At 59.0% G+C, this 25,022-nt stretch carries 19 protein-coding genes and 1 tRNA gene; 15 read left to right on the top strand and 5 right to left on the bottom strand.

The annotated features are described in order from the left end of the window. Positions 1-22: 22 nt before the first annotated feature. Positions 23-2,047, top strand: coding sequence for a dihydrofolate reductase (locus IPJ76_02265; protein QQR87072.1), 2,025 nt, complete (start codon positions 23-25; stop codon positions 2,045-2,047). Positions 2,048-2,056: 9 nt separating this feature from the next. Here the strand turns inward: IPJ76_02265 and IPJ76_02260 are convergent, their stop codons facing one another. Further along, positions 2,057-2,518: a hypothetical protein gene (locus IPJ76_02260; GenBank protein QQR87071.1), complete on the bottom strand. Its 462-nt coding sequence runs from the start codon at positions 2,516-2,518 to the stop codon at positions 2,057-2,059. Between the two features lie 109 nt (positions 2,519-2,627). Here IPJ76_02260 and IPJ76_02255 point away from each other — a divergent pair. Next, positions 2,628-2,711, top strand: a tRNA-Leu gene (locus tag IPJ76_02255). 215 nt (positions 2,712-2,926) lie between these two features. Beyond that, the gene (locus IPJ76_02250) at positions 2,927-3,460 is read left to right on the top strand and encodes a hypothetical protein (protein QQR87070.1); all 534 of its coding nucleotides are present in this window, start codon (positions 2,927-2,929) and stop codon (positions 3,458-3,460) included. Positions 3,461-3,470: 10 nt separating this feature from the next. Here the strand turns inward: IPJ76_02250 and IPJ76_02245 are convergent, their stop codons facing one another. Next, on the bottom strand, positions 3,471-4,316 hold the full coding sequence (locus IPJ76_02245) for a peptidoglycan DD-metalloendopeptidase family protein (protein ID QQR87069.1): 846 nt from the start codon (positions 4,314-4,316) through the stop codon (positions 3,471-3,473). A gap of 244 nt (positions 4,317-4,560) precedes the next feature. Between IPJ76_02245 and IPJ76_02240 the strand changes: the two genes are divergently transcribed. After that, positions 4,561-5,499 carry a transglutaminase family protein gene (locus IPJ76_02240; GenBank protein QQR87068.1) on the top strand — a complete coding sequence of 313 codons (939 nt, stop codon included), beginning with the start codon at positions 4,561-4,563 and terminating at the stop codon, positions 5,497-5,499. Between the two features lie 4 nt (positions 5,500-5,503). Here the strand turns inward: IPJ76_02240 and IPJ76_02235 are convergent, their stop codons facing one another. Beyond that, entirely contained in the window at positions 5,504-8,542 is a 3,039-nt protein-coding gene (locus IPJ76_02235; GenBank protein QQR87067.1) for a hypothetical protein, read from the bottom strand. A 48-nt stretch (positions 8,543-8,590) separates the two neighbouring features. Here IPJ76_02235 and IPJ76_02230 point away from each other — a divergent pair, with 48 nt between their 5' ends. The 5 genes from IPJ76_02230 (at position 8,591) to lysA (ending at position 13,490) form a co-directional block, all read left to right on the top strand. Beyond that, complete coding sequence (locus IPJ76_02230; protein QQR87066.1) at positions 8,591-10,360, top strand: lysophospholipid acyltransferase family protein; 1,770 nt, start codon at positions 8,591-8,593, stop codon at positions 10,358-10,360. Between the two features lies 1 nt (position 10,361). Then, positions 10,362-10,733, top strand: coding sequence for a CoA-binding protein (locus IPJ76_02225; protein QQR87065.1), 372 nt, complete (start codon positions 10,362-10,364; stop codon positions 10,731-10,733). A gap of 27 nt (positions 10,734-10,760) precedes the next feature. After that, a complete protein-coding gene (locus IPJ76_02220) occupies positions 10,761-11,519 on the top strand; it encodes a hypothetical protein (GenBank protein QQR87064.1) in 759 nt (252 codons plus the stop codon). Positions 11,520-11,556: 37 nt separating this feature from the next. Next, the gene (locus tag IPJ76_02215) at positions 11,557-12,189 is read left to right on the top strand and encodes a response regulator transcription factor (protein ID QQR87063.1); all 633 of its coding nucleotides are present in this window, start codon (positions 11,557-11,559) and stop codon (positions 12,187-12,189) included. Between the two features lie 71 nt (positions 12,190-12,260). Beyond that, positions 12,261-13,490, top strand: coding sequence for a diaminopimelate decarboxylase (gene lysA / locus IPJ76_02210; protein QQR87062.1), 1,230 nt, complete (start codon positions 12,261-12,263; stop codon positions 13,488-13,490). Here the strand turns inward: lysA and IPJ76_02205 are convergent. Both IPJ76_02205 and IPJ76_02200 read right to left on the bottom strand, forming a co-directional pair. Continuing rightward, positions 13,487-14,764 (bottom strand): aspartate aminotransferase family protein, encoded by a 1,278-nt coding sequence (locus IPJ76_02205; protein ID QQR87061.1) that lies wholly within the window; start codon positions 14,762-14,764, stop codon positions 13,487-13,489. The genes lysA and IPJ76_02205 overlap by 4 nt on opposite strands. A gap of 16 nt (positions 14,765-14,780) precedes the next feature. Next, on the bottom strand, positions 14,781-15,536 hold the full coding sequence (locus IPJ76_02200) for a hypothetical protein (protein ID QQR87060.1): 756 nt from the start codon (positions 15,534-15,536) through the stop codon (positions 14,781-14,783). Between the two features lie 239 nt (positions 15,537-15,775). Between IPJ76_02200 and IPJ76_02195 the strand changes: the two genes are divergently transcribed. The 6 genes from IPJ76_02195 (at position 15,776) to IPJ76_02170 (ending at position 25,014) form a co-directional block, all read left to right on the top strand. Then, a complete protein-coding gene (locus IPJ76_02195; protein QQR87059.1) occupies positions 15,776-18,004 on the top strand; it encodes a S9 family peptidase in 2,229 nt (742 codons plus the stop codon). A 112-nt stretch (positions 18,005-18,116) separates the two neighbouring features. Continuing rightward, the gene (locus IPJ76_02190) at positions 18,117-19,688 is read left to right on the top strand and encodes an MFS transporter (protein QQR87058.1); all 1,572 of its coding nucleotides are present in this window, start codon (positions 18,117-18,119) and stop codon (positions 19,686-19,688) included. Positions 19,689-19,724: 36 nt separating this feature from the next. Then, entirely contained in the window at positions 19,725-21,356 is a 1,632-nt protein-coding gene (locus IPJ76_02185; protein ID QQR87057.1) for a peptide MFS transporter, read from the top strand. Positions 21,357-21,378: 22 nt separating this feature from the next. Beyond that, on the top strand, positions 21,379-22,863 hold the full coding sequence (locus IPJ76_02180; GenBank protein ID QQR87056.1) for a peptide MFS transporter: 1,485 nt from the start codon (positions 21,379-21,381) through the stop codon (positions 22,861-22,863). Positions 22,864-22,913: 50 nt separating this feature from the next. Then, positions 22,914-23,513 (top strand): thioredoxin fold domain-containing protein, encoded by a 600-nt coding sequence (locus IPJ76_02175; GenBank protein ID QQR87055.1) that lies wholly within the window; start codon positions 22,914-22,916, stop codon positions 23,511-23,513. 211 nt (positions 23,514-23,724) lie between these two features. Beyond that, positions 23,725-25,014 carry a citrate synthase gene (locus IPJ76_02170; protein ID QQR87054.1) on the top strand — a complete coding sequence of 430 codons (1,290 nt, stop codon included), beginning with the start codon at positions 23,725-23,727 and terminating at the stop codon, positions 25,012-25,014. Positions 25,015-25,022: the final 8 nt, after the last annotated feature.

Here is a 25,022-nt window from a genome sequence, read left to right as displayed (position 1 = left end):
CACCGACCTTTTACTGACCATCATGCGCACCATCCTTCTCTCATCGCTTGCAACGGCCCTGCTCTATTCCTGCGGCCAATCACCCAAAGCTGAGAACCTGGCCAACACGGAGGCCAAGGCCGATTCCTTCTTGTGGGAAGTCGATCAATTCAGCGACAAGCGCATTCTGCGTTACCGAGTGAGCGGTTGGGAGGAATTGCCGCTCCAGGAAAAGAAACTCGCTTACTATCTCACGATGGCAGGTCTTTCAGGCCGCGACATCATGTGGGATCAGAACTACCGCCACAACCTGGCCATTCGGCGCGCGTTCGAAAAGGTCCTTGCATCAGGGGGCAAGTCCGGCGTGGAGTGGGACGCAATGATGTTGTACGCCAAGGAGATGTTCTTCAGCAATGGGATCCATCACCACTACGGCATGGAGAAGTTCGTTCCGGGTTTCAGCAGGCCGTGGTTCGAAGGCGTGCTGAAGGAGAGCGGCGCGTTGCTCTCCGCTGAGGTATTGGATGCCATGTTCGACCCTGCCATTGATGCCAAGAAAGTGAGCCTCGATGCCGGCAAGGACCTGCAGCTGGCAAGCGCGGTGAACTTCTACGGACCCGATGTCAGCGAGAAAGAGGTGGAGGCCTTCTATGCGAAGATGAGGTCACCGGACCCGAACGCCCCGTTGAGTTTCGGTATCAACAGCCAGCTGGCCCGTGTCGATGGGGAATTGGTTGAGCGGGTTTGGAGGGTGGACGGCATGTACGGAGCCGCACTGAAGGAGGTGAACATGTGGCTGGCCAAGGCCTTGGAAGTGGCCTGCAACGAGCAGCAGAGGAAAGCCATAGGCTTGCTGATGGATTATTTCCGCACGGGTGATCTGCGCACGTGGGACGCCTTCAACATTGCTTGGGTGCAGGATACCCTGAGCAACGTGGACTTCATCCTCGGGTTTGTCGAGGTGTACAACGACCCTATGGGCAAGCGGGGCAGTTATGAGAGCTGTGTTGAAGTGATCGACCCTGAGGCTACGAAGAACATGCGCATCATACAGGACAATGCCCAGTGGTTCGAGGACAACAGCCCTTTGATGCCCGAGCACAAAAAGGCGAATGTGGTCGGCATCACCTACAAATTCGTGAACACAGCAGGCGAGGCGGGCGACGCTGCGCCGGCCACTCCCATCGGCGTGAACCTGCCCAATGCGAACTGGATACGTGACTCCATTGGTAGCAAGAGCGTCAGTTTGGGCAATATCAGTGAAGCCTACGACAAGAGCGGAGGTGCCAGCTCCCTGGAGGTGTTCTGCAACGACCAGGAGGAGATCGATCGCAGCATTGCGCACGGCACCCTTGCCGGTAAACTGCACACCGCACTGCATGAAGTGATCGGGCATGCCAGTGGCCAATTGGAGAAGGGAGTGGGAGAGACGGACGCCACGTTGAAGAACTATGCCAGTACCCTGGAGGAAGGGCGCGCCGATCTAATGGCCCTCTACTACATGATGGACGTGAAACTGGTCGAGATGGGCGTGATGCCGAGTTTGGAAACGGGCAAGGCTGAATACGATGGCTACATCCGGAACGGTCTGTTGGCCCAGTTGCGCCGGCTGAAGCTCGGCAACGATGTCGAAGAGGCGCACATGCGCAACCGGATGTGGGTGAGCGCGTGGGTGGTGGAGCGCGGGGTGAAGAACGGCGCCATCGCCAGGAACATCCGCAACGGCGCCACCTATTTCGACATCTTGGATTATGACAAGATGCGTGCCTTGTTCGGAGAACTGCTTCGCGAGGTGCAGCGCATCAAGAGCCAGGGCGACTACGAGGCATGCAAGGCATTGGTGGAGACCTACGGTGTCAAAGTGGACCAAGCCTTGCACGCAGAGGTGCTGGAACGTTCCAAGAAGATCACCACCGCACCGTACGCCGGCTTCATACAACCACAGTTGGTTCCTGTGGTGGATGCATCAGGGAACATCACGGACGTGAAGGTGGAGTACCCGACCGACTTCATCGCCCAGATGCTTTACTACGGTAAGACCTTCAGTTTCCTTCCTGACGTGAACTGAGGCGGGGATTCACTGGCAGAGCACGTTGGCTGCCCAGCTCGCGATCAACAGGTCGGGTTTGGTGCGGGCCTCGTAGCCGTGCGAGCGGATGTAGCCCACCGCAGTAGCGTGCAGACGATTGCTGCCGAACTGGGGATCGCTGTTCAGATCCATGTCGATCCGGCTAACCCGCACACCGGCCTCGGTGCTCAAGGCATGCGCAACGGCAAGGCTGCGCTCCACCTCGCCCCATAGGCGCGTCCAGAGATCGGTCACTTTACCGGCTTTCTCCCGGCGGTAAATGACGTGTGCTCCGTTCCGGTCAAAGCGAAGGACAACAGTGGTGGTGTACACGGTATGTGAGCTTCGGTTGTGGCTGTCACTGCCGACCAGTACCTCAACATCGGGCCACGCGGCAACAATGCTCCTTACGTGCTCCAACAGCGCAACAGGACTATCGTCGGCCATTCGTCTGAATCCATCCATCACCATGGTTCCGCGCTCAATGTAGTTGGTCCACTTGATGATCCCTGGCGTGCTGATGCTAGGGTTGCGCGGCTATATTTGCGGCCCCTTGGAAGGTACCTATCAGGTGCCAGCCACCGGAGTGGCGGAATTGGTAGACGCGCACGTTTCAGGGGCGTGTGACCGTAAGGTTGTAAGGGTTCGAGTCCCTTCTCCGGTACAGCAGAAGCGGCGAAAGCCGCTTCTGCTTTTTTCGGCCTCGTCGATCTTGGCGAGCGCATGGTCCGCTTCAGTGTTGACCGAATGAGCGAGCCTTCTGTTAGCCGCTCGATAGCAACATGTTATCGGACCTGAGGCTCAAGCCTTGGTTTCGCGAGGATATCTTTGGGCTTCATGCGCGAAAAGAGGTTCAGGACCAGGAAGGAGTGGCACAACGTGAAGCTCTATTTGCCTTTCGCGGCGGTAGTCGTGTTCATCCTGGGTATGCTGGCCTTGGATCGGGACCAACCGTTGTTGTTCGCGGTCCCGTTGGCAATTGCGCTTTCCGGATTGGTGGTGGCATGGCGTCGCGACCGTTCGGTGGATGCTGTATACATGTTCGATGGAAAGGCGCTGGCACTTCGGACGGCACGAGATGGTGATAACCTCGATATAGCCTCGATCGCAGACGTCAGCTTGATCGATAGGTCTGCCGCAAGGGATTATGTCCTGCAGCGCACTCGTGATATGGAGCCGATACAGAGCAAACAAGTCCGGCGGGATTTCGTTCGGTACTGCACCGTTGACATCGGCCTTACAAGCTATTCTTTCGGATTCGGACGGAGAATGATCGATGGTATGCAGGACGCCAAGCGCGACCTCGTCCTGGTGCGTTTGCGTGATGGAGGAGCATTGCTGCTCTCGCCTCAATACAACCACGATCTGGTCGATTCCGTAGGGCGCGTCCTGCACATACGGAACGCCGGCTGAAGCACGGAGTTCAGGAGAGCCTTATCCGCTGACCGATCCGCAGTGTGCTACCAGAGCGGAGCCCATTGAGCTTACAGAGCTTTTGAACGCTGGTGCCGTGCTTCCTTGCAATGGCGTACAACGTATCACCCTTGCGTATGACATGATAGCGGCCAGTTTGCTTGACGGTCTTGCCCAGCGCCGAGAACGACTTTTTGTGCAGGGCCAGGCGATCACCGACGAGTTCGCCTTCCTGAAGATCGAACACGGTGGCCGGGTCCATGGGTTGGCCCAAGTACCGTACCTCAAAATGCAAGTGACTGCCGGTACTACGGCCCGTACTTCCGCCCAAGCCTATCGGGTAACCGGCATCCACCATGCTGCCGGCTTGTACATCGATCCGGCTCAGGTGTGCGTACAAGGTCTCCAATCCGTTAGCGTGCCGTAGCACGATCACATTCCCGAAACTTCGGTGGTATCGTGCGATCCGCACCATTCCCTCGAACGCGGCCACCACGGGCGTGCCGGTTTCCAGATCAAGATCAACTCCGTAGTGCATTCGGCCACGGCGTGGTCCGAAGGGTGAGTTGAGCGCACCGCATACTGGCATCGCATGATCGCACGGAAGGTGCGTGAGGTCCAATACGACAGTGTCGTTCAAGGTGGACGGATCAAGGTCCTTGCGGAAAATGTCGTCCGTTTCCCAGCTACCGTAAAGTTCGTGCGCAGGTATGTACTTCACCGAGTCCGCATTGCACCAAAGACCATGTGGCACCGGTGCGCAGTCCGGCGATTCGAAAGCTGCATCCTCGCCGCCGCCCAGGTCAATGCTGTCTTGCGCGGTCTGGCCTGAGGCCAAGCCATGCAAGAGCAACATGGCAGCTAAGGCGGAGCGGTGCATTCGGTGATCTGTGGGGTGCGCGAATATATCCGCGGGTTCATTGGACGCTGAGGGGCTGGGTAGCATGTATTACACACCCCGTTGCTGGCTGACCTTTGTTCGGGAAGAACCGCCATGAACGGGCCTTTTGGCGCGTCGGGTCCTTCACCATCGTTGGGTTGATCTTTGTTAACGATGGTCGCCCAGCGCACAAGCGTTGAGCCTGGACCAACTTTACCGCATGAGCGCTCGGGGCCTGGATGATGACCTGGAAACACGACGGGAACGCGCCTTTGGCCCGGGGCATTGGCTTGTCCTCTACACCGTGGCTTTGCTCTTGGCGCTGCCCATCTTCATCGTTCTGTATCCGTTCGTTCCATCGATGACCCTACCGGTCGGCGGCGGGCTACGGATCGACCACGCCCTGACTTTCATCGTGGTGCTGGCCGCGTTTCTTGTTCTGGTGAAACGTTTCCAACTGATGGTGTATGCCGTGCTCGTGGTAGGCCTCTGCGCACTTACGGTCACAAGCTTGGGAGGTGGTTACGGCTTCGGTGACCTTTTCGACGACTACGCCGTGCTGCTCCATTCATTGCGCAAGCACACGGTGCAAATGCCCTCCGCGTCCCAAGGCGAGGTGCCCTTCGCGGAGGCGGACCGGATCCGGGCCGTGGTGGATGATCATGAACCCGCGGTGCGGAATTTCGCTGTAATGGCGGCTACGGCCTACTTCGGCGAGGTGGAGGCCGGCAGTAACGAGGCCACGTTCGTACAGTGCCTTTCGGTGTTCAAGACCATCAACGCCCGATGGCGGTATGTGAGTGACGTGAAAGGGGGGGAATACTTCGCGAAGGCCAGTGAAAGCGTGGGGTTGATGGCCGGTGATTGTGATGACCATGCTGTGTTGATGGCCGCGTGCATCAAGGCCATTGGTGGTGAGGTGCGTTTGGTGCGCACACGCGGGCACATCTATCCGGAGTTGAAGGTCGGCGACGGCAAGCAGATGGAACGGGCAGCTTTTTTGATACGACGGGTCTTGTTCCCGCGCGAAGTGGGCGATGCGCCGCTGTACCACCACACGGATGCCGACGGGACCCGCTGGATCAATATGGACTACACGCGCAGTTACCCCGGTGGAGAACTCTTGGAAGAGGACATCATGGGGATCATCATCGTGTGACCGTTCAAGGCAATTGTTCCTGTCGCGTGTTCGTGGGGACCGTCCCTCCGACGTTCACCAGGATCGGATCGCGGTCGTTCGATGTACCGGTGTACTTCGTAATGCCGTCCATCGTCACGTCCTGAGAGCGATAACCACCAACGGTATTGGTCGGTATCGTGCCGCCCACGGCAACCAGGATGGGGTCCCGGTCGTTGTTAGTGCCAGTGTATTTCAGTTGTACAGGCCCTGGGGAATCAATGGTGACATTACCGGCCCATAACAATCGAAGGGCCCCCGAGATCTTCTGTGCATCAGTGCCGAAGGTCGGCGTTGATCCATCCGAAAAGTCCACCGTCACAGGCGCCGATGCCAACGCAACAGGGCTCGCGGTCATGGTGCCCAAATGGTTGCGGTGGCGCACCGCGATGAAGTAGTTGCCGGCCGGGGCATTGAAACTGAGGGGTGAAGAACCGTCAACATCCACCACGTCCCCATCGCGTTGAACAAGGGCGCAACGTGTGTATTGCACGCTCGTGTTGTCCGTTGAACTGCGCAGTTGGACGAACACCCAATCAACGATGGCATCGTTCCCCGTCGTTGTCAGGACGGTAGCATTGATGGTCTCTCCACCACCGCCGCCTGTACTGGTGAAGCCCAGCGCAGTGTAAGGCTCGGTGAGCGGGAAGCCGTTCGGGTTGACAAGCGTACGCAGCACATCGTTCATCAAGCCCGATCCCGAATTGTAAGGCCCCTCGAGCATGACCTCGATATCCACGGTAATGTTCGATGCTGGCACGGTTTCGTTGGCCAGGCCGTCAAGGGGTGTACGGCCGTCCGTTCCGGTGAAGTTCTTCAGAACATTGAAGGTCAGCGTGCCAGGGTTGAACCTGAAGACCGTGCCCAGGTTGTTGGTCCCGCCTTCCACGCATGTGCCGTAAAGGTTGCCGTCCGTACCGACCAATAGAGCCGATTGCGAAGCTTGCCCTTCGGTCGTCAACAGAGGATACTCTTCCGTGTACGTGTTCGTACCGATATCCCAACTGAAGATGACGCCTGGGTCGAACAAACCGTTCTCCGAACAGATCCCATAGAGCTTACCGTTGGGAGCTTGTACAACCGAACCCATGGGAGTGCCGCCCTGTATCCCATCGAAATCGAACAACTTCGTGAATGTATTGCCGCTGCTGAAGCGGTAGAGCGTGCCTGCGGCAAACTGCCCGTTCTCGGATTGCACACCGTAGAGATGCCCATCGTTGGCGAGATGGAGTTCGGCCTCGGCATCCGTTCCGTCCAATAGTGCGAAATCGTGCACTTTGGTGGGCGTGTTCGTTGCTGGCACGTATTCGATGATCGTACCAAAACCGAAGGTGCCTCCTGCCCCCGTGGCCAAATAGAGCCTGCCATTGCTGCCCTTTGCGAAGCCGACCCTCGGTTCCTGGCCCAATGAAGCGGACAGGTCGACCTTTTTCGTGAACGTGTTCGTCGCGGGGTTGAACTCGAAGATGGTCCCAATACCGCCTGCACCGCCGTTACGGCATGTGCCGTAGAGTTTGCCTCCGGACTCACAGAGCGTTCCCAATGGGGTGGCGCCATCAACGCCGCCGAGATCCTTGCGTACCACGTATTGGTTGCTGACCGGGTCGAACGAAAAGATCACACCGGCATTATTGGCGCCGCCTACATTGGTAAGCCCATAGAACAGGCCATTGGTGTGTTTCAACATGCGCCCGTTGGGGCCCGATCCACTGCTGAAATTGAAGGGCACGGCAATGCTCAAATTGCTTGTTGCCAAGGTGAAGCGGAACAGTGCCCCGTTCTGACCGCTGCCGCCAGTGCGGCACAGCCCGTTGAGCACACCGGTCCCGTCTTCCATCAGACCGCCCCACGGTTCCCCGATACCGCTCGCGCCGAGGTCGGCGAGAACTGCGTAGTTGTTGGTCACCGGGTCGAAGCTGAACAATGTACCATCACCGGCAGGGCCACCTTGGTTGGTAAGTCCATACAGGAAACCATCCGTACGAGCGAGCAGTTTTCCGAACGGTGAATAGCCCCCGGCATTGTTGAAGTCGTGTTCCACGGCATAAACACTTCCGGTGATGGTGAAGCTGAAAAGCACGCCAACGGAGTTGGCACCGCCTGCTGAAGTTGTGCCATAGATGGTGCCTGATGCAGCTTGCACGAGTTCGCCCAACGGGCTCGAACCCGTTGCCACCGCAAGGTCGATCAATTTTGCGTGCGTGTTGGTGGTGGTGTTGAAATCGTACAACGTTCCGGCATTGTTCACCCCGCCGGAAAGCGTGGTGCCATAGAGCCTGTTATTGCTTGCCAGAAGCACACCACCATAAGGGTGCGAACCTGTTGCGAGCGCGAAGTGGTGCCGCACGGTGATCGCTCCGTTGGTGGGGTTGAATTCGTACAGGGTGCCACGTCCGTTCGTGCCACCTGATTGGGTGACACCGAACACGCGGGTGGAACTGACCTGGACGAGCCGGCACCGAGGGAAACTCCCGTTCGCAGCACCGGAGAAATCGGCCCGTTTGGTGAACGTGGATGTGGCGGTGTTGTAATCCCAGATACAACCCACATTGTTCGCACCGCCTTCACTGCAGGTGCCGGTCAAGCGACCGTTGCTGGTGAGGATGACACCGCGTACGGGACGCGATCCCGTTGCGCTGGTGAAGTCGTGCAGCACAACATAAACCCCCGTTGTGGGATTGTACTCCCACAATGTCCCCACGCCATTGGCACCGCCGAATTCGGTCGTGCCATAGTATCGTCCATTGTTGCCGCGCAGGATATCGCCTTTCGGGTTGGAACCTTCGAAGCGGAACAGGTCCAGGCGTTTGCTGAACGTACCGGATTCCGTCATGGAATAGATGGTGCCCACCCCGTATTCACCACCGACCGAGGTAAGGCCGTACATGGTTGTTTGCCCCATGGTCGGAAGCTGGAGCGCGCAGAAAACGAGGATGGACAGTTTGCGGAAAGCGTTGCACATGGTGACATGGGTCTGGAAAGGAGCGTGAAGGTAATGCACACGCTCATACAACCGCTGGTCCATGGCCCAACGAGCCCAGGCAGACGCCACCGGGTACATTTGGCCTGACGCATGAAGCGACTGGTAGACCCTGCGGAACTGGCGAAGGCCAGTCATATGAAACCCGGAGACCCGCGCATTCCAGTACTGAGCGAGGTGAGCGGTTTGGGCAAGCTGCAGCGCATGTACGTCGAGATGCCCGATGTGATGGGCATCGAGTTCATCGACGAGTTGTTCAAGCGCCTCGACCTTCAAATTGTGGTCTCGTCGGAGGACCTGGCCTTGGTGCCCCGTGAAGGCGGGGCCGTGTTCGTGGCCAATCATCCTTATGGTGCCATTGATGGGTTGGCGATGATCCAAACCCTGGATCCATTGCGCCCCGACCTGAGGGTGATGGCCAATTTCATGTTGAAGCAGTTGGAGCCTTTGCAGGACCGCTTCATCGGTGTTAACCCGTTCGAGGAGCTCAAGAGCCGCAGCAGTTTTCAGGGCATGCGCCAGGCCATGGAGCACGTGGGCAGTGGTGGGGCGCTTGGCATTTTCCCGGCTGGTGAAGTGAGCAGTTGGCAGACGGACATCAAGGCGGTCGCCGATACACGTTGGAAATCACCGGTCGTGAAGTTGATCCACAACGCCAAGGTGCCGGTGGTGCCGGTATGGTTCGATGGGAGCAACAGCAGGCTGTTCCATGCGTTGGGCATGATCCACCCCAACTTGCGAACACTGGTGCTGCCGGGTGAGATGCTTCGAATGCGTGGTAGGCATGTGCGCATGCGCATCGGCAAACCGATCTTGCCGAAAGAGCTGGACGAACTGCCCAACATCGAATCGTTGGGGCGCTATCTGCGCGCGAAGACCTATGCTCTGGGCAGTGGTGTCCAGGTGAAACGGGAGCAGTTCCGACCGTTGTTCTTCCCGCGTAGGCCCAAGGAGATCACGGCGCCGGATCCCATCGATCGGTTGGTGGAGGAACTTGCCGGGATCGCAGACTTGAAGCTGAGCAGCCAAGGGGAGTTCGATCTTTACTTGGCAGCTGCGGACCGCATTCCGCACATCCTGCGCGAAATAGGCCGACAGCGCGAGATCACGTTCCGCAACGTGGGCGAAGGCACCAACAAGCGTATCGACCTCGATGAATTCGACCTGTACTACGACCATCTTTTCCTGTGGGACCGGGCCCAGAACAAACTGGCGGGCGCTTATCGTGTAGGTGACGGAACACGGATCATACAGCGGTACGGTAAGCGCGGCTTCTATACCAACACATTGTTCCGCATGGGCAAGCCCATGGAAAAGGTGCTCGCCAAGTGCTTTGAGCTAGGCCGCAGTTTCATTGCCGAAGAATACCAGAAGCACCGCCTACCCTTGTTCATGCTCTGGCGCGGTCTGCTCATCCATATCCTGTCGCACCCGGACCATCGCTTCCTCATCGGCCCGGTGAGCATCAGCAGCAATTACAGCCGTTTCAGCCGTGCGCTCATCATGGCCTTCGTCCAGCAGCACCACTACGATCGCGCGCTGGCCGCGCATGTGGAACCTCGCAACCGCTTCAAGGTCCCACAGGAAAGCGCCGACAGTGAGGCACTGCTCAAGCACGCAGCGGCGGACATCAAGCAGTTGGACAAGCTGATAGCGGACACCGACCCCAACGAGACCACGGTGCCCGTGCTGTTGAAGAAGTACCTTGGCCTGAACGCCAGGATCATCGGCTTCAACTGCGACCCCCGTTTCAATGACGCCTTGGACGGGCTGATGCTGCTGGACCTGACAAAACTGCCCGGTAAGATCGTGGACGACCTCAAGAAGGGAATGGATGCCGTCCCCTCCACAGCACGTACCTGATATGCCGGACGGACCGAAAACCACACTCGTGCTCGGCGCCAGTCCCAGGGCCGATCGGTACAGCAACATGGCGGTCCGCAGCCTGCGCGATCATGGTCACCCTGTCTTGGCGGTTGGTGCGCGGGCAGCCTCCATCGATGATCTCCCGATCCACGTGACCATACCGGGGAATACCGAAGTGCACACGGTAACCCTGTATTTGAACGCCTCGAACCAAGCCGTCTGGGAAGACCGGATCATCGCGCTGAAACCCAGACGCATCATTTTCAACCCGGGGGCCGAGAACGAACGGTTGTTCAGGCGGGCGTTGGCCCATGGCATCGAACCATTGGAGGCATGCACGTTGGTGCTCCTGGCAACGGGCCAGTTCTGAACCGGTCGGCTTTGCCATCTTGTGCGCATGGACGGGGCTACCGCAACATGGACACTTGTGCTGGGCTTTGCCGTGGTGCTGGCCGTGGTGTTCGCACTGGTGGCCAGGTTCTTTTGGCGCAGGGACAACAAGGTGCTCCTTCTGCTGCGCAGGCAGACCGCGCTCGACCGCGAACGCCGCCGCATCGCCAGCGATGTGCACGACGACCTGGGTGCTGAAATCAGCCTCGTTCTGGGCATGGCGCGCAGTGCTGGCGCGCATGCGGCAACGGAGGAAGAACGCTCGAGGATGAGCGCCATCGCAACAGGTCTGGGCGGTGTGATCGATAAGATCGATGAGATCATCTGGACCCTGGACCCCAAGCGCGACCACTTGGTAGCCACCATGGATTATGTGGAGCGCTGGCTCACCGGTTTCTGCGATAGTCACGGCCTTTTACTTCGAAGCGAGATCACCAATCCCAAAAAGCGCGTGTACCTGGCGGCGGACCAACGCCGTGGCTTGCTGCTCATGGTGAAGGAGGTGGCGCGCAATGTGGCCCAGCATGCCGGGGCCAGGAACGTGAAGCTGACCAGTGCCGTGGCCTACGGGCATTTGTACGTGACCATTACGGACGATGGCACAGGCATGCCTTTGAGCGAAGGCGCTGGTCCTTCGGGCCGTCACGGCCTTAAGGGCTTGATGGAACGTGCTGCGAAACTGGAGGGCATCATTTCCCACGAACCTGCCCGGCAAGGAGGCACCACTGTGCGCATAGACCTGCCCTTGGCGGGTCACCATAAATGATGAAGCGGGACCCACAGCGGTTCCCGAACTTGGCGGCATGAAGGTGGACGGGAGCCTTGTGCGTGTGCTGATGATCGACGACCACGCTGACTACCGGGAAAACGTGGGCACCAAGCTGGATGAGCTGGACGGGATCGCGTGCAGGGCCGTGGCATCCACGGAGGAGGCCATGGACCTGCCCGATATGATGGAGCCCAATGTCGTCTTGATGGACATCCGGCTGCCGGGTGCCGACGGCATTGAGTGCACGCGGTACATCAAGAAGCGCTGGCCGCGCACGTACGTCATCATGTGCACCGTGCACGAGGACGATGAGAAGATCTTCAAGGCGCTGCGCAGCGGTGCGGTGGGATATCTGTTGAAGCGCAGCACCGTGGAGGAGATCCGCGAGGCCATCGAACAGGTACTGCAAGGCGGATCGCCCATGAGCCCCGCCATCGCGCGCCGCGTGGTGGGCAGCTTCCAACTGAAGGCGCCCGACCCGAACGATGCCCTGACGGCCCGCGAGCAGGACGTGCTCGATTGGATGGTGACCGGATTGCGCGACAAGGAGATCGCCGACAAGCTGGGCGTTTCGGTGAATACTGTGCGTACCCACGTGCGTAATATCTACGAGAAACTCCAAGTCCAGGGGCGGGTGGAAGCCATCACGCGCGGACAGCGCGGGTAAGTCTAAGCGCGTTCGCACCGCGCTCGTCCCGGGAAGTGCGTCCGTGGCGCACATGGTAGTTTCGCCCAAGCATGGAGCATGGTATTATCAGAGGCAGTGCGGACTTGTCGCGCACATTGGAACTCACCGGCACGCCGGTGTACGTGTACGACAGTGCCGTGATGGCACATCAGGTGGACCGCTTGAAACGTGCGTTCACCGGTTCCAAGACGCGTTTTATGTACGCCTGCAAGGCCAACGCCAACATCAACGTGATGCGGTGGTTACGCCAGTGCGGCTGCGGGTTGGATACCGTCAGTATCCACGAAGTGGAACTGGGCCTGCGCGCTGGTTTCCAGCCGCACGAGATCCTCTTCACGCCCAATATGGTGGCCTATGCCGAGTACAAGCGCGCCGTTGAACTGGGCATCCACATCAACATCGACAGCATCAGCGTGCTGGAGCATTTCGGTCACGACTTCGGCAGCACCGTGCCCGTGTGCGTGCGCATCAACCCGCACATCATGGCGGGGGGCAACGAACGCATCAGCACTGGTCACATCGACAGCAAGTTCGGCATCAGCATTCACCAGCTGCGCCACGTGCAACGCGTAGTGGCCTCGCACGGCATGCGCGTCAACGGCCTGCACATGCACACAGGCAGCGATATCCTCGACACAGAGGTCTTCCTGCAGGCCGCCGAGATCCTCCTGGACACGGCAGAGCACTTCCCCGACCTGGAATTCCTCGATCTGGGCAGCGGGTTCAAAGTGCCCTATAAGCAGGACGATGTTTCCACCGACATTGAAGATCTTGGCGCAAGGCTCTGCGTGCGGTTGAGCGCGTTCAACATGCAGCGCTCACGGCCGGTGGAGCTCTGGTTCGAGCCCGGGAAATTCCTGGTGAGCGAGAGCGGCGTGTTTTTGGTTACCGTGAGCCAGGTGAAGCAGACCACGGCCACCGTGTTCGTGGGTGTCGACAGCGGCCTGAACCACCTCATTCGCCCCATGCTCTACGGTAGCTACCACCGCATTCTCAATCTGAGCCGCCCTGGCGGCAAGCCGCGCATCTACACCGTGGTGGGCAACATCTGTGAAACGGACACCTTCGCCTGGGACCGCCAGCTGCCCGAAGTGCGCGAAGGCGACGTGCTCGCGTTCCTCAACGCTGGCGCCTACGGCATGACAATGGCGAGCAACTACAACAGCCGCCCGCGCCCCGCCGAGGTGCTGTTGCACCAAGGCAACGTGCACTTGGTGCGTAGAAGGGAAACCATCGATGATCAGTTGGGCACGATGGCGGAGGTGGGGGGAATTGGCTAGTTGCCCAATTCCTCCAGGATCACGCCGCAAGCCTCCCGCACCATCCCTTCATCCGTGATCAACGGCGGGGCGATCCTGAACGCCGTGGGGCAGCTCAGGAACCAGAAGCCGAGCACCCCTTTGCCCAACGCGCCCATCACCACGCGTTGCACCAGGTCGGCATCGTCAAGGTCCACAGCCAGCATGAGACCCATGCCGCGCACTTCCTTGATGCGCGGATGCAACAGCAGTTCCTTGAAGAGCTCACCTGTACGCTGGGCATTGACAAGCATGCCTTCATCCAGCAGGGCATTCAGTGCCGCGAGCCCCGCCACGCACGGTAGTGGATGCCCGCCGAAGGTGGTGATGTGGCCGAGCACGGGATCGTGCGTGAGCAGTTGCATGCGCACGCGCGAACTGATGAACGCGCCCATGGGAAGTCCACCACCCAGGGCTTTGCCGAGAACAAGAATGTCGGGCACCACCCACATTTCATCTCCCTTCCCCCTCCCTTCGGCTCCGCTCAGGGCAGGCTCGGAATGGCCGGGGATGGGGTCAACACCAGCCCAGTGCTCGAACGCGAACAACTTGCCCGTGCGTCCGAAACCGGTCTGCACCTCGTCGAACACGAGCAGCGCTCCCACCTCGGTGCAACGCTTGCGCAGCGTTTTCAACCATTTCGCGTCGGGCAGCCTTACGCCGGCATCGCCCTGCACCGGTTCCACCACTACGCAAGCTGTACGCTCATCAATGTGCGACAGGTCGGCCATGGCCTGCTCCACCTGGCCAACGGAGCCGAACGTGATGTGGTCGCTGTCAGGCAACAGCGGCAGGTTGCGGTAGCGCTTCTTCGAATTGTCCGTCAGGCTCAGCGAGCCGTGCGTGCTGCCGTGGTAGCTCTTCCTGCAACCGATGATGCGCGTGCGCCCGGTTGAACGCTTCGCCAGTTTCACGGCGGCTTCAATGGCCTCCGTTCCACTGTTCACGAAGTAGATGCAATTGAGCGACGGCGGTAGGAGGGAGGTGAGCTTCTCCGCGAAGCGCACCTGAGGTTCCTGGACGAATTCGCCGTACGGGATCACATGCAGGTACTTGTCGCTCTGCTCCTTGATGGCGTCAACCACCTTCGGGTGCCGATGGCCAACATTGTTTACAGCAAGTCCGCTCACGAGGTCCAGGTAACGCTTACCTGAGCGGTCGGTGAGGTAGCAACCCTCGGCGTGCACAATGTCCAACGCCAGTGGGTGCGGACTGGTCTGGGCCAGGTGGTCGAGGAAGGCTTGGCGCAGCGGCATTGGGCGAAGTAAGCCCTCAAGGTGATGCCTTGGCACCGAAGAGTTTCCGCGCTGCGCCAACCCCGCACTTCTGATAAGCGTGGTAGGCCTGTGCAGCTGCCTCTCGCGCAGCATTGGCCTGTTTTCCCGTTACCCAGGACCGCACCGCAGCATCAAGCACATAGGCCTCAGGCGCCATGAGCCCGTAGGTGGAAACAAGCAGATCACCATTCGACCTGGCCACGTGCGGCCCGAAGTAGGAGGCGCTGTAGCAGCACAGCACCATGGCATCCGCATGCCGACCGGTCACGGGAGTTTTCACGTCGCCAACGCCAAGGTCGATGTCCATCAACCCATCGTGGCCCACGAAGCATACAAGGTCAGCGGCACCCCCGAAGGAAATGCTGGCGCCGTTCGCAACCAGGGGCAGAGTGTCGTGTCCCGCCAGCGCATTGAAGAATCCTTGGATGCATTGTCGCATGGCAGCACCATCGAACGCCTCGGCGAGAAGCAGCGTGCCTGAAGCCTTGTGCTTGAACAGCACATGATCGAGGACATCCGCGCGCTTAGCAGTGGTTATGGTCTTTTGCTCCCACTCGCTGCTCTTCCCCAGAAAGGTCTTCACCCCGAACATGGCGCCCCAATAGAGGTTGCGTTGCGGGTCCTGCCCGTTGCCCAGCGCCGCAGGCACCGGCACGATCCCCTGGTTGGCATTGTCGCACACCGCCACGAAAACATGCACCGTGCGGGCCGACCGGGCAAACGTGGATGCGGCCAGTAGCACAAGGAGCATGGGAAGTCGTATCATGCAACCTACAATGCGTTCAAAGTTGCAGCGTAATCGGAACTGCTGCGCCCGCTTGTCTCTCTTGTGTTCATCATCTTCATCATCCCCATCTGTGCATGCGTTCATCTGCGGTTCTCCCTCATCACAACCGTTCATCCCCGCCGGGCACGGAACTTGGCATTAGCCCCCGGCTATATTGGCCGACCCTTGTTCCACGCGCTCCGGCGCCAACACGTTCCGACATCATGTTCCGAAGCACTTCGCTCATTGCGGCCTGTGTCCTCACTGCCGCCGCTGCCGCCCAACAGATCACCAGCGCCGACATCTGGACCACACCGAAGTTCAGCACCAAAGGCGTCTATGGTCTGGCCAGCATGAACGACGGTGTGCACTACACCACCATGGGCCGCAAGGACGGCGCCACGCAGCTTTTCCAGTGCTCCTACGCCACAGGTGATACGGTGGGCGTCATCTTCAAGAGCAACGAACTCATTCCCAGCAGCGGCAAGGGTGCGTTGGAGGTTGAGGGCTACAGTTTCAGCGGCGACGAGAAGCGTGTGATGGTGGAAACGGACGTGGAGCCCATCTACCGCCACAGCTACGCAGCCTACCACTACATCTACGACCGCGCATCGAGGACCACCGTTCCGCTAAGCGACCCCAAGAAGCCGAAGCAACGCCTGGCCACCTTCAGCCCCGATGGCAGCAAGGCCGCATTCGTGCGCGACAACAACCTCTTTTTCGTGGACCTCGCGACGATGAAGGAGACACAAGCGACCATCGATGGCGTATGGAACAGCATCATCAACGGCGCCACGGACTGGGTGTATGAGGAAGAATTCGCGTTGGTACAGGGCTACCAGTGGAGCCCCGCCGGCACGAAGATCCTTTACCTCAAGAGCGACGAGACCGATGTGCGTGAGTTCAATGTGGACACCTACGCCGCGCAGCTCTACCCCAAGGAGCACCGCTTCAAGTACCCTAAGGCAGGAGAGCGCAACAGCACCGTGGAACTGCATTGCTATGACACACGGGGTGGAAGCTCCACGCTCATCCCGCTGGGCGATGCACCTGAGCCCTACATCCCGCGCTTCGGCTGGACGGCCAACGACGATGTGCTCTGGTACATGCGCATGAACCGCTTGCAGAACGAGAAGGTGATCAGCACCGTGGCCGTGCCGCTGCTGCGTGCCGTGCAGTCCGGATTGAAGCCGCGCGACGTGTACAAAGAGAACAGCAAGACCTATGTGGAAGTCACGGATGACCTGTTCTTCACCGAGGAGGGCAACGGCTTCGTGCTCACCACCGAGCAGAGCGGCTGGAACCACATCTGGTACCAGCCCATCAATACCAAGATCGGCGATGGCCGCATTCCCGCTGGCCGTTATCTCACCACCGGCAACTGGGACGTTCTCGGTGTGAAAGGTCTCGACGAGGCGAACAACCGCGTGGTGTTCACCGCGAGCAAAGTGGACGCCATGCACCAGGAAGTGTACGCGGTGGGCCTTACGGGCAAAGGGCTTGTGGAACTGAGCCCCAAGGGCGGGTTCAACGATGCCGAGTTCAGCAGCACGTTCAAGTACTTCATCAATACGCGCAGTACGGCCAACAGCCCCGATGCGGTGACCTTGCATGACGGCTCGGGAAAGCAACTGAAGGTCCTGGAAGACAACAAGGACCTGCGCAAGGCACTGGGCGAATACCAGATGACGCCTGTGGAGTTCTTCACCTTCACCACTGACAGCGGTGTGGTGCTCAATGGCTGGATGATCAAACCGCAATACCTGCGCGAAGGCACCAAGCACCCGGTGTTCATGACGCAGTACAGTGGCCCCAACAGCAACGAAGTGCTGGACAAGTGGGACGGCCGCAACTACGTGTGGGCCCAGCAGCTCGTGCAGCAGGGCAACATCGTGGTGTGCATCGACCCGCGCGGCACAGGTCGGCGTGGCCGCGACTTCCGCCACATCACCTACGGCCAACTGGGCAAGTACGAGACGGAGGACCAGATCGCAGCGGCCAAGTGGCTCGGCAAGCAGAGCTATGTGGATGCTTCGCGGATCGGCATCTTCGGTTGGAGCTACGGCGGGTACATGAGCAGCCTCTGCATCACCAAGGGTGCCGACGTGTTCAAATGCGCCATCGCGGTCGCGCCCGTCACCAACTGGCGCTACTACGACACTATCTATACAGAGCGCTACATGGGCCTGCCCAAGGACAACGGCAAGGGATACGACGACAACAGCCCCATCAACCATGTGAGCAAGCTGAAGGGCAAATACCTCCTCGTCCACGGTCTTGCCGACGACAACGTGCACTACCAGAACACGGCCGACATGGTCACCGCGCTGGTGAAGGCCGGCAAGCCCTTCGAGCAGTTCATCTACCCGGACAAAAACCACGGCATTGGTGGAGCCGCCACCCGCCTTCACTTGTACGAAATGATGAACCGGTTCCTGGCGGCGAACCTCTAGCGCTCCGGTCGCTAGGTCGATAGTTCTTGACCGCTCGGGCACTGCGTTGCCATACCCGCTAGTGGTGAACATCTATATTGGCGGACCTTCAACCAATCCAAACCACCCCTGCATGGATTTCGCACTTTGGAGCCTCGTCATTGGCTGGGCATTCGTGCTCGTCTGGGTACCTGCAACGCTTTACAGCCAGCGCAAGATCCATCCGAAGGCGCTCTTCGTGTTGTTCTTCGCCGAACTCTGGGAGCGGTTCAGTTTCTATGGAATGCGGGCTCTACTGGTCCTTTACCTGACCAAGGAGTTGTTCGATAAGATGGCTGCGGGTGAAGCGGACGCGCGAGCCTACGGTATCTATGGCGCCTATAATGCGCTGCTCTATGCCGCACCTGTTATAGGTGGAATGCTGGCTGACAAAGCCATCGGATTCCGCAAGGCGATCCTCACCGGTGGTGGCTTCATGGCATTGGGCCAGTTCATCCTCGCACTTTCAGCGGCCTCCACCGGACAGTTGCATGGCGAGTCGATCTTCTTCGTCGGCCTTGCCGCCTTGACCGTGGGCAACGGTCTTTTCAAGCCCAACATCAGCAGCTTCCTCGGGACCTTCTACGATCGCAACGACACCCGTAAGGACGGCGCCTACACATTGTTCTACATGGGCATTAACATCGGGGCGTTCCTGGCACCGCTCACTTGCGGCTATCTAGGCCAACGAGTGGGCTGGGAATATGGCTTCTTCACGGCTGGTCTGGGCATGCTGCTGGGCATGGTGGTGTTCTTCCTGAATTTCAAGCATCTCGAGGGTAAGGGACATGCGCCCGAGGCTGGCGCGAACTGGCGTTTCCTTGGGCTCGGAGCCTTCCCCCTCACTCTGCTGGGCTGCCTGGCGATCATCCCGTTCTTCAGCTTCCTGATCAATAGCGAAGGGATCACGGATTACCTGCTGTTCGGCGCGGGCGCGCTTTGCCTTGGATATCTGCTTTACACGGGCTTCACCGCACAGGATCGCGCGGAGGGTCAGCGTCTCTTCGCGTTCCTCATCCTGTTCTTTTTCCACATGATTTTCTGGGTGCTTTTCGAGCAGGCCGGTGGATCCATCAACATCCTGACGGACCGTTACGTGAACAGGGCTGGTATCGAGGCCTCCATGTTCCAATCGGTCAATGCGCTGTTCATCATGCTGCTCGCACCGGTGTTCAACTGGATGTGGGGGAAGTTCGCTGCCAGCAAGATCGAGCCCCGCACGCCGATGAAGTTCTTCTATGGATTGGTGCAGATGGCCGCGGGTTACGCGATCATTGTCTGGGGCGTGAAAGTGGGCATCACTGCCGGCGCCGGAGCCACGGCCATCCCCATGGGCTTCCTCATCGGCATGTACCTTTTGCACACGACAGGTGAACTTTTCATCTCGCCTGTCGGTCTTTCCGTTGTCACGAAACTCAGCCCGCAGAAAGTCGTGGGCTTCGTCATGGGCAGCTGGTTCCTGAGCATCGCTTTCGCGCACAAGGTCGCTGGCAAGCTGGGCCAGATGATCGCCAGTACCGGAACGGAGGGCCAGGATCCCGTGGCGGAGTTGACCGGCTTCATGGACGTGTACCTCCAATGGGGCATTTACATCGTGCTGGGCTGCGCAGCCGTGCTGCTGGTGCTCACGCCTACGATGAAGAAGTGGATGCACGGCATCAATTGATCGCGTGGGCGTCCTTTTGATCTGATGCATTGACCGATGGAGCGCAAGCACCCCGCCGCGCTGCCCTTCCTGTTCCTCACCGAGATGTGGGAACGGTTCGGGTACTATTTGATGATCGGCATCTTCCAGTTGTACCTCACCGATCCGGAACTCACCGGCGGCAAAGGGATGACGCGCGCTGAAGCCGCCGACATCTACGGGACCTTCATCGCCTTCGTCTTCCTCACGCCGTTCCTGGGTGGTCTGCTGGCTGACCGGTTGCTCGGCTACACACGGTCCATCTACATCGGGGGAACGCTGATGGGGCTGGGTTATCTGGGCTTGGCGCTGCCGGGCATGACGGCTTTCTACATCTCGCTGGCCCTCATCATTGTGGGCAACGGATTCTTCAAACCGAACATCAGTACGCTGCTCGGCAACCTCTACAACGAAGACCAATACCGCGCGCAGAAGGACAGCGGCTACAACATCTTCTACATGGGTATCAACGTGGGTGCCTGCATCTGCAATCTGTTCGCGGCCTACATGCGCAACCGGTTCGGCTGGGGCTATGCGTTCGCGACGGCGGGCGTGGGCATGTTCATCGGGCTTGCGGTCTTCTACTACGGGCTGAAGCATTACCGCCACGCGAACGTGCTGAAGCCTGCGCAGAAGGAAGACATGTCGCTGCTGAGGATCTTCTCAACCGTCCTGTTGCCGGCCGTTGCCGTGGGCATTGGCGCGTGGTTCATCCCGGACAATGTGTTCGGCAGCGACAGTACCGATGCGTTCATTTTCGCCACCATCCCGGTCATCCTCTTCTTCGTCACACTCTACCTGAAGGCCAGTGCGGAAGACAAGAAGCCGCTGGTGGCCTTGCTCAGCATCTTCGCGGTGAGCATCGCTTTCTGGGCCGTCTTCAAACAGAACGGCACAGCGCTCACCACATGGGCGCAGTTCTACACCGATCGTGAACTTCCGGCAGCCGTAGTGCCCGCTGCCGATGCACTCTACTTGGTGGAGAAACCAGTGAACGCCGTTGATACCGTGGTCGCTTACGACGACAAGTTCAAGGTGGTGAAGGAGGATGGGAAGGAGGTGATGGAGCAGGCCAAGCCCGTGTACTACAAGAACATTCAGGCAGAGCTGTTGCCGCCCGAGGGTGAGCCTGCCTACATCCTCAACACGGAGATCTACCAGTCCATCAACCCGCTCTGGGTCGTGCTCTTGACACCCGTTGTGGTGGCCTTCTTCGCCTTTCTGCGCAAGCGCGGCAAGGAGCCCACCACCGCGAGTAAGATCGGTTGGGGCCTGTTCATATCAGCGCTGTCGACGCTCGTTATGGTTTGGGCGGTGCAGGTGTGCAGCAATGGCGCTGTCAAAGCTTCGTCGTGGTGGATCATTGCCAGCTACGGTGTCATCACCGTGGGCGAACTGTGCCTCAGTCCAATGGGCCTTTCGCTCGTGAGCAAGGTGAGCCCGCAGCGCCTCACCGCGCTGATGATGGGCGGCTGGTTCCTGAGCACCAGCATCGGCAACAAGCTGAGCGGCATCCTCGCCAGTTTGTGGGACAACTACCCGGACAAGTCGGACTTCTTCCTGGTCAACTTCGGCCTACTGATGGGCGCCACCGTCATCATGTTCGTCATGCTGCGGTGGTTGAACAGGATCATACCGGAGAAGAAGTAGGACACCCTTTTGAAGAGATATCATGGCCAAACTGCTTGATGGAATAACAGGGCACCCCAAAGCGCTCTACATGCTCTTCTTCACGGAGATGTGGGAGCGCTTCACCTTTTATGGTATGCGCGCACTGCTCATACTGTTCATGACGAGCCAGTTGTTCTACCCGGACGCGAAGGCCAACCACATTTACGGGAGCTACCAAGCATTGGTGTACGCCATGCCCTTGTTCGGTGGAATGCTCGCCGACCGCCTGCTCGGGTTCCGCAGGAGCATTGTCTTTGGGGGGATCGTGATGGCCTTGGGCAGTTTCGTGATGGCGATACCGAGCGAGGTCGCTTTCTATGTGGGGATGGGTTTCATCGTAGTGGGCAATGGCTTCTTCAAGCCGAACATCAGCAGCATCGTTGGAAAGCTCTACGCCGAGAATGACCCGCGCCGCGATTCCGGTTTCTCACTCTTCTATATGGGCATCAACGTCGGAGCATTGTTCGGGGGCCTTGCTTGTGGGTATGTCGGACAACAGATCAACTGGCATTTGGGCTTCGGCTTGGCGGGCATCTTCATGATCGTCGGCTTGTTCGTTTTCAACAAAGGCAAACACCTGTTGGAGGGCAAGGGCGAAGCTGCAGACGAGAGTGCACTGTCGCGACCTTCGTTCATCGGGCTTCGTGCCGACCGTTCTGTTTACCTGTTGGCGGTTTGCTGCATCCCCGTCTTTGCCGCAACGCTTTGGTACTACAAAGTGATGGACTACGTTTTCAATCCTCTGGGCATTGCCGCCCTCGTATATCTCCTGTACTTGGCGTTCAGCCAAAAGGAGCGCGCGGCCAAGCAGATGATGTTCGCGGCAATTGCGATGATCTTCTTTAGCGTGCTCTTCTGGGGCTTTTATGAGCAGGCTGGTGGTTCATTGAACCTTTATGCGTTGCGGAACGTGGATCTTTCACTGTTCGGCGGACAGGAGAGCGCAGCAGCCGTGAACAACGGGGTCAACCCCTTGCTGGTCATCCTGCTGAGCCCTGTCTTTGCCGTGCTCTGGGTATGGCTGAGCAGTCGGCGAATCGAGCCGAATACACCGATGAAATTCGGCTTGGCTTTCTTGCAATTGGCGCTCGGCTTCTACATGTTCATCCTCGGTGGCAAGTTCTCCGATAATGGGATGGTGCCGCTGATCTACTTCGTGCTTGGATACATGTTCCTCTCCAGCGGAGAGTTGTGCCTCTCACCGATCGGGTTGAGCATGATAACGAAGCTCTCGCCCGCAAAACTGGTCGGGATGATGATGGGGGCTTGGTTCCTGGCTTCTGCATTTGGCCAATTCGTCGCTGGGAAAGTCGGTGCCATGATGGCCATGCCCACTGTGGACGGTGAGAGCACTTTACCACCCGTGGAGTCCTTGGCCATCTACAGCGGAGTATTCCAGGACATTGCGTACATCTCACTCGGGGCAGGCATCCTTATCCTACTGCTAAGTCCCATCTTGAAGAAGTGGATGCACGGCATCCACTGATCCCCAACCCGGCACGGTCATTGGTGACCGCGCCCAACCGAATGCTCACCATGCGACCCATCGCTTTTTCCCTCCTCATTTTGCCCTTGTGGTCGCTGGCCCAAGGCCGCACCGAGCCGGTCACCGAAGTGCTGCCCGCCCCGGCCGAGGCGGAGCAAACACCCGTCGAGACCCCGAAAGTCAAGTGGGTGACCATCACTGAAGCCCAAGAAGCGGCCAAGAAGGACCCCAAGCCCATTCTCATGGACGTTTACACCGAGTGGTGCGGCCCATGCAAAATGCTCTCAGCGAAGACCTTCACCGATCCGCAGACCGTGGCGTTGATGAACAAATACTTCCACTGCGTGAAGTTCAACGCGGAGGGTCCTGAACCTGTGAAGTTCAAAGGCCAGGACTTCAGCAACCCCGACTACCGGGCCGGGCAAGGCGGCCGCAACGGAACCCACCAATTGGCGCGGGCCATGGGCGTAAGCGCCTATCCCACCATCATGTATTTGGACAGCGACCTGAACGTGATAACACCGGTACCCGGCTACGTGACGCCCGAACAGATCGAGCCGATCCTCATCTACTTCGGCGAAGGCCACTACAAAACCAAGGACTGGGCCGCGTTCCAGCAAGAGTTCAGGAGCCGCCGCACGGGCAAGTGAGCCCTGTCATCAACGATCCAGAACGGAGCCCCGAGCTGGGGCTTCGTCGTTCAACGCCGCGTCCATCAAGACTTCCGGAACGTCGGGCAAGGCGTGTCCTGTTTTTTGTCCACAGCTCCCGATCGCGCTGCATGCCCGGCTAAATTCGCGCCGCCGCGCGGGAAGCCGCGCGCAGAACAGCAGCCCCGAACTTCGACAGCAGCGCAGCACCATGAGCGAGAAGGCCACGATCATCTTGGACGGAAAGACCTACGAACTGCCCGTTTACGTGGGCTCGGAGGGGGAGAAGGCCATCGACATCGCCAAGTTGCGCGACCTCAGCGGGCACGTCACCCTGGATTTCGGCTACAAGAACACCGGTGCCACCACCAGCGCCATCACGTTCCTTGACGGTGAAGAGGGCATCCTTCGCTACCGCGGTTATCCCATAGAACAACTTGCCGAGAAGAGCAGCTTCATCGAGGTGAGCTACTTGCTGCTGAACGGCGAATTGCCCACTCCTAAGCAACTGGAGGAGTTCGAAGGCAACATCCGCTATCACTCGCTGGTGCATGAGGACATGAAGCGCTTCTTCGAGTTCTTCCCGAACAACGCGCACCCCATGGGCATCCTCAGCGCCATGGTGAACTCGCTCAGCACGTTCTACCCCAAGAGCCAGGACCCGCACCGGCCGAGCAAAGACGTGGAGCGCACGATCTTCCGCCTCATTGCCAAGATGCCGACACTGGCAGCCATCAGTTACAAGAACAATCTAGGGCACCCGTACATGTACCCCAACAACAAGTTGGGCTACGTAGAGAACTTCCTCTACATGATGTTCGGCATGCCGACAGAGGAGTACGTGGTGGACAAGGATGTGGCCAGCGCGCTGAACACTTTGCTGATCCTGCATGCCGACCACGAACAGAACTGCAGCGCCAGCACGGTGCGCATGGTGGGCAGCAGTCAGGCCAACCTTTACAGCGCGGTCAGCGCCGGTATCGCCGCGCTTTGGGGCCCTTTGCACGGTGGCGCCAACCAAGAGGTGATCGAGATGCTCGAAGCCATCCGCAACGATGGCAGCGATCTGGAGAAGTGGGTGAACAAGGCAAAGGACAAGAACGATCCGTTCCGCCTCTTTGGCTTCGGCCACCGTGTGTACAAGAACTTCGATCCGCGTGCACAGATCATCAAGAAGGCCTGCGATGACGTGCTGAAGAAGATGGGTGTGAACGACCCCGTCCTCGATATCGCCAAGCAGCTGGAGGAGATCGCGCTGAAGGACGATTACTTCATTGAGCGCAAGTTGTACCCGAACGTGGACTTCTACAGCGGTATCATCTACCGCGCCATCGGTATCCCTACGCGCATGTTCACCGTGATGTTCGCACTGGGCCGCCTGCCCGGCTGGATCGCGCAATGGAAGGAGATGGTGGAGAACAAGGAACCCATCGGCCGCCCCCGCCAGATCTACACCGGCAAGACGAAGCGCGATTACGTGGCGATCAAGGAGAGGAAGTAGCCTAAGTG

It is taken from the genome of Flavobacteriales bacterium, assembly GCA_016699575.1.
GTDB lineage: Bacteria > Bacteroidota > Bacteroidia > Flavobacteriales_F > PHOS-HE28 > PHOS-HE28.
The sequence above is the reverse complement of the archived record's forward strand: the minus strand, read 5'-3'. Positions and strand labels throughout refer to the sequence as shown.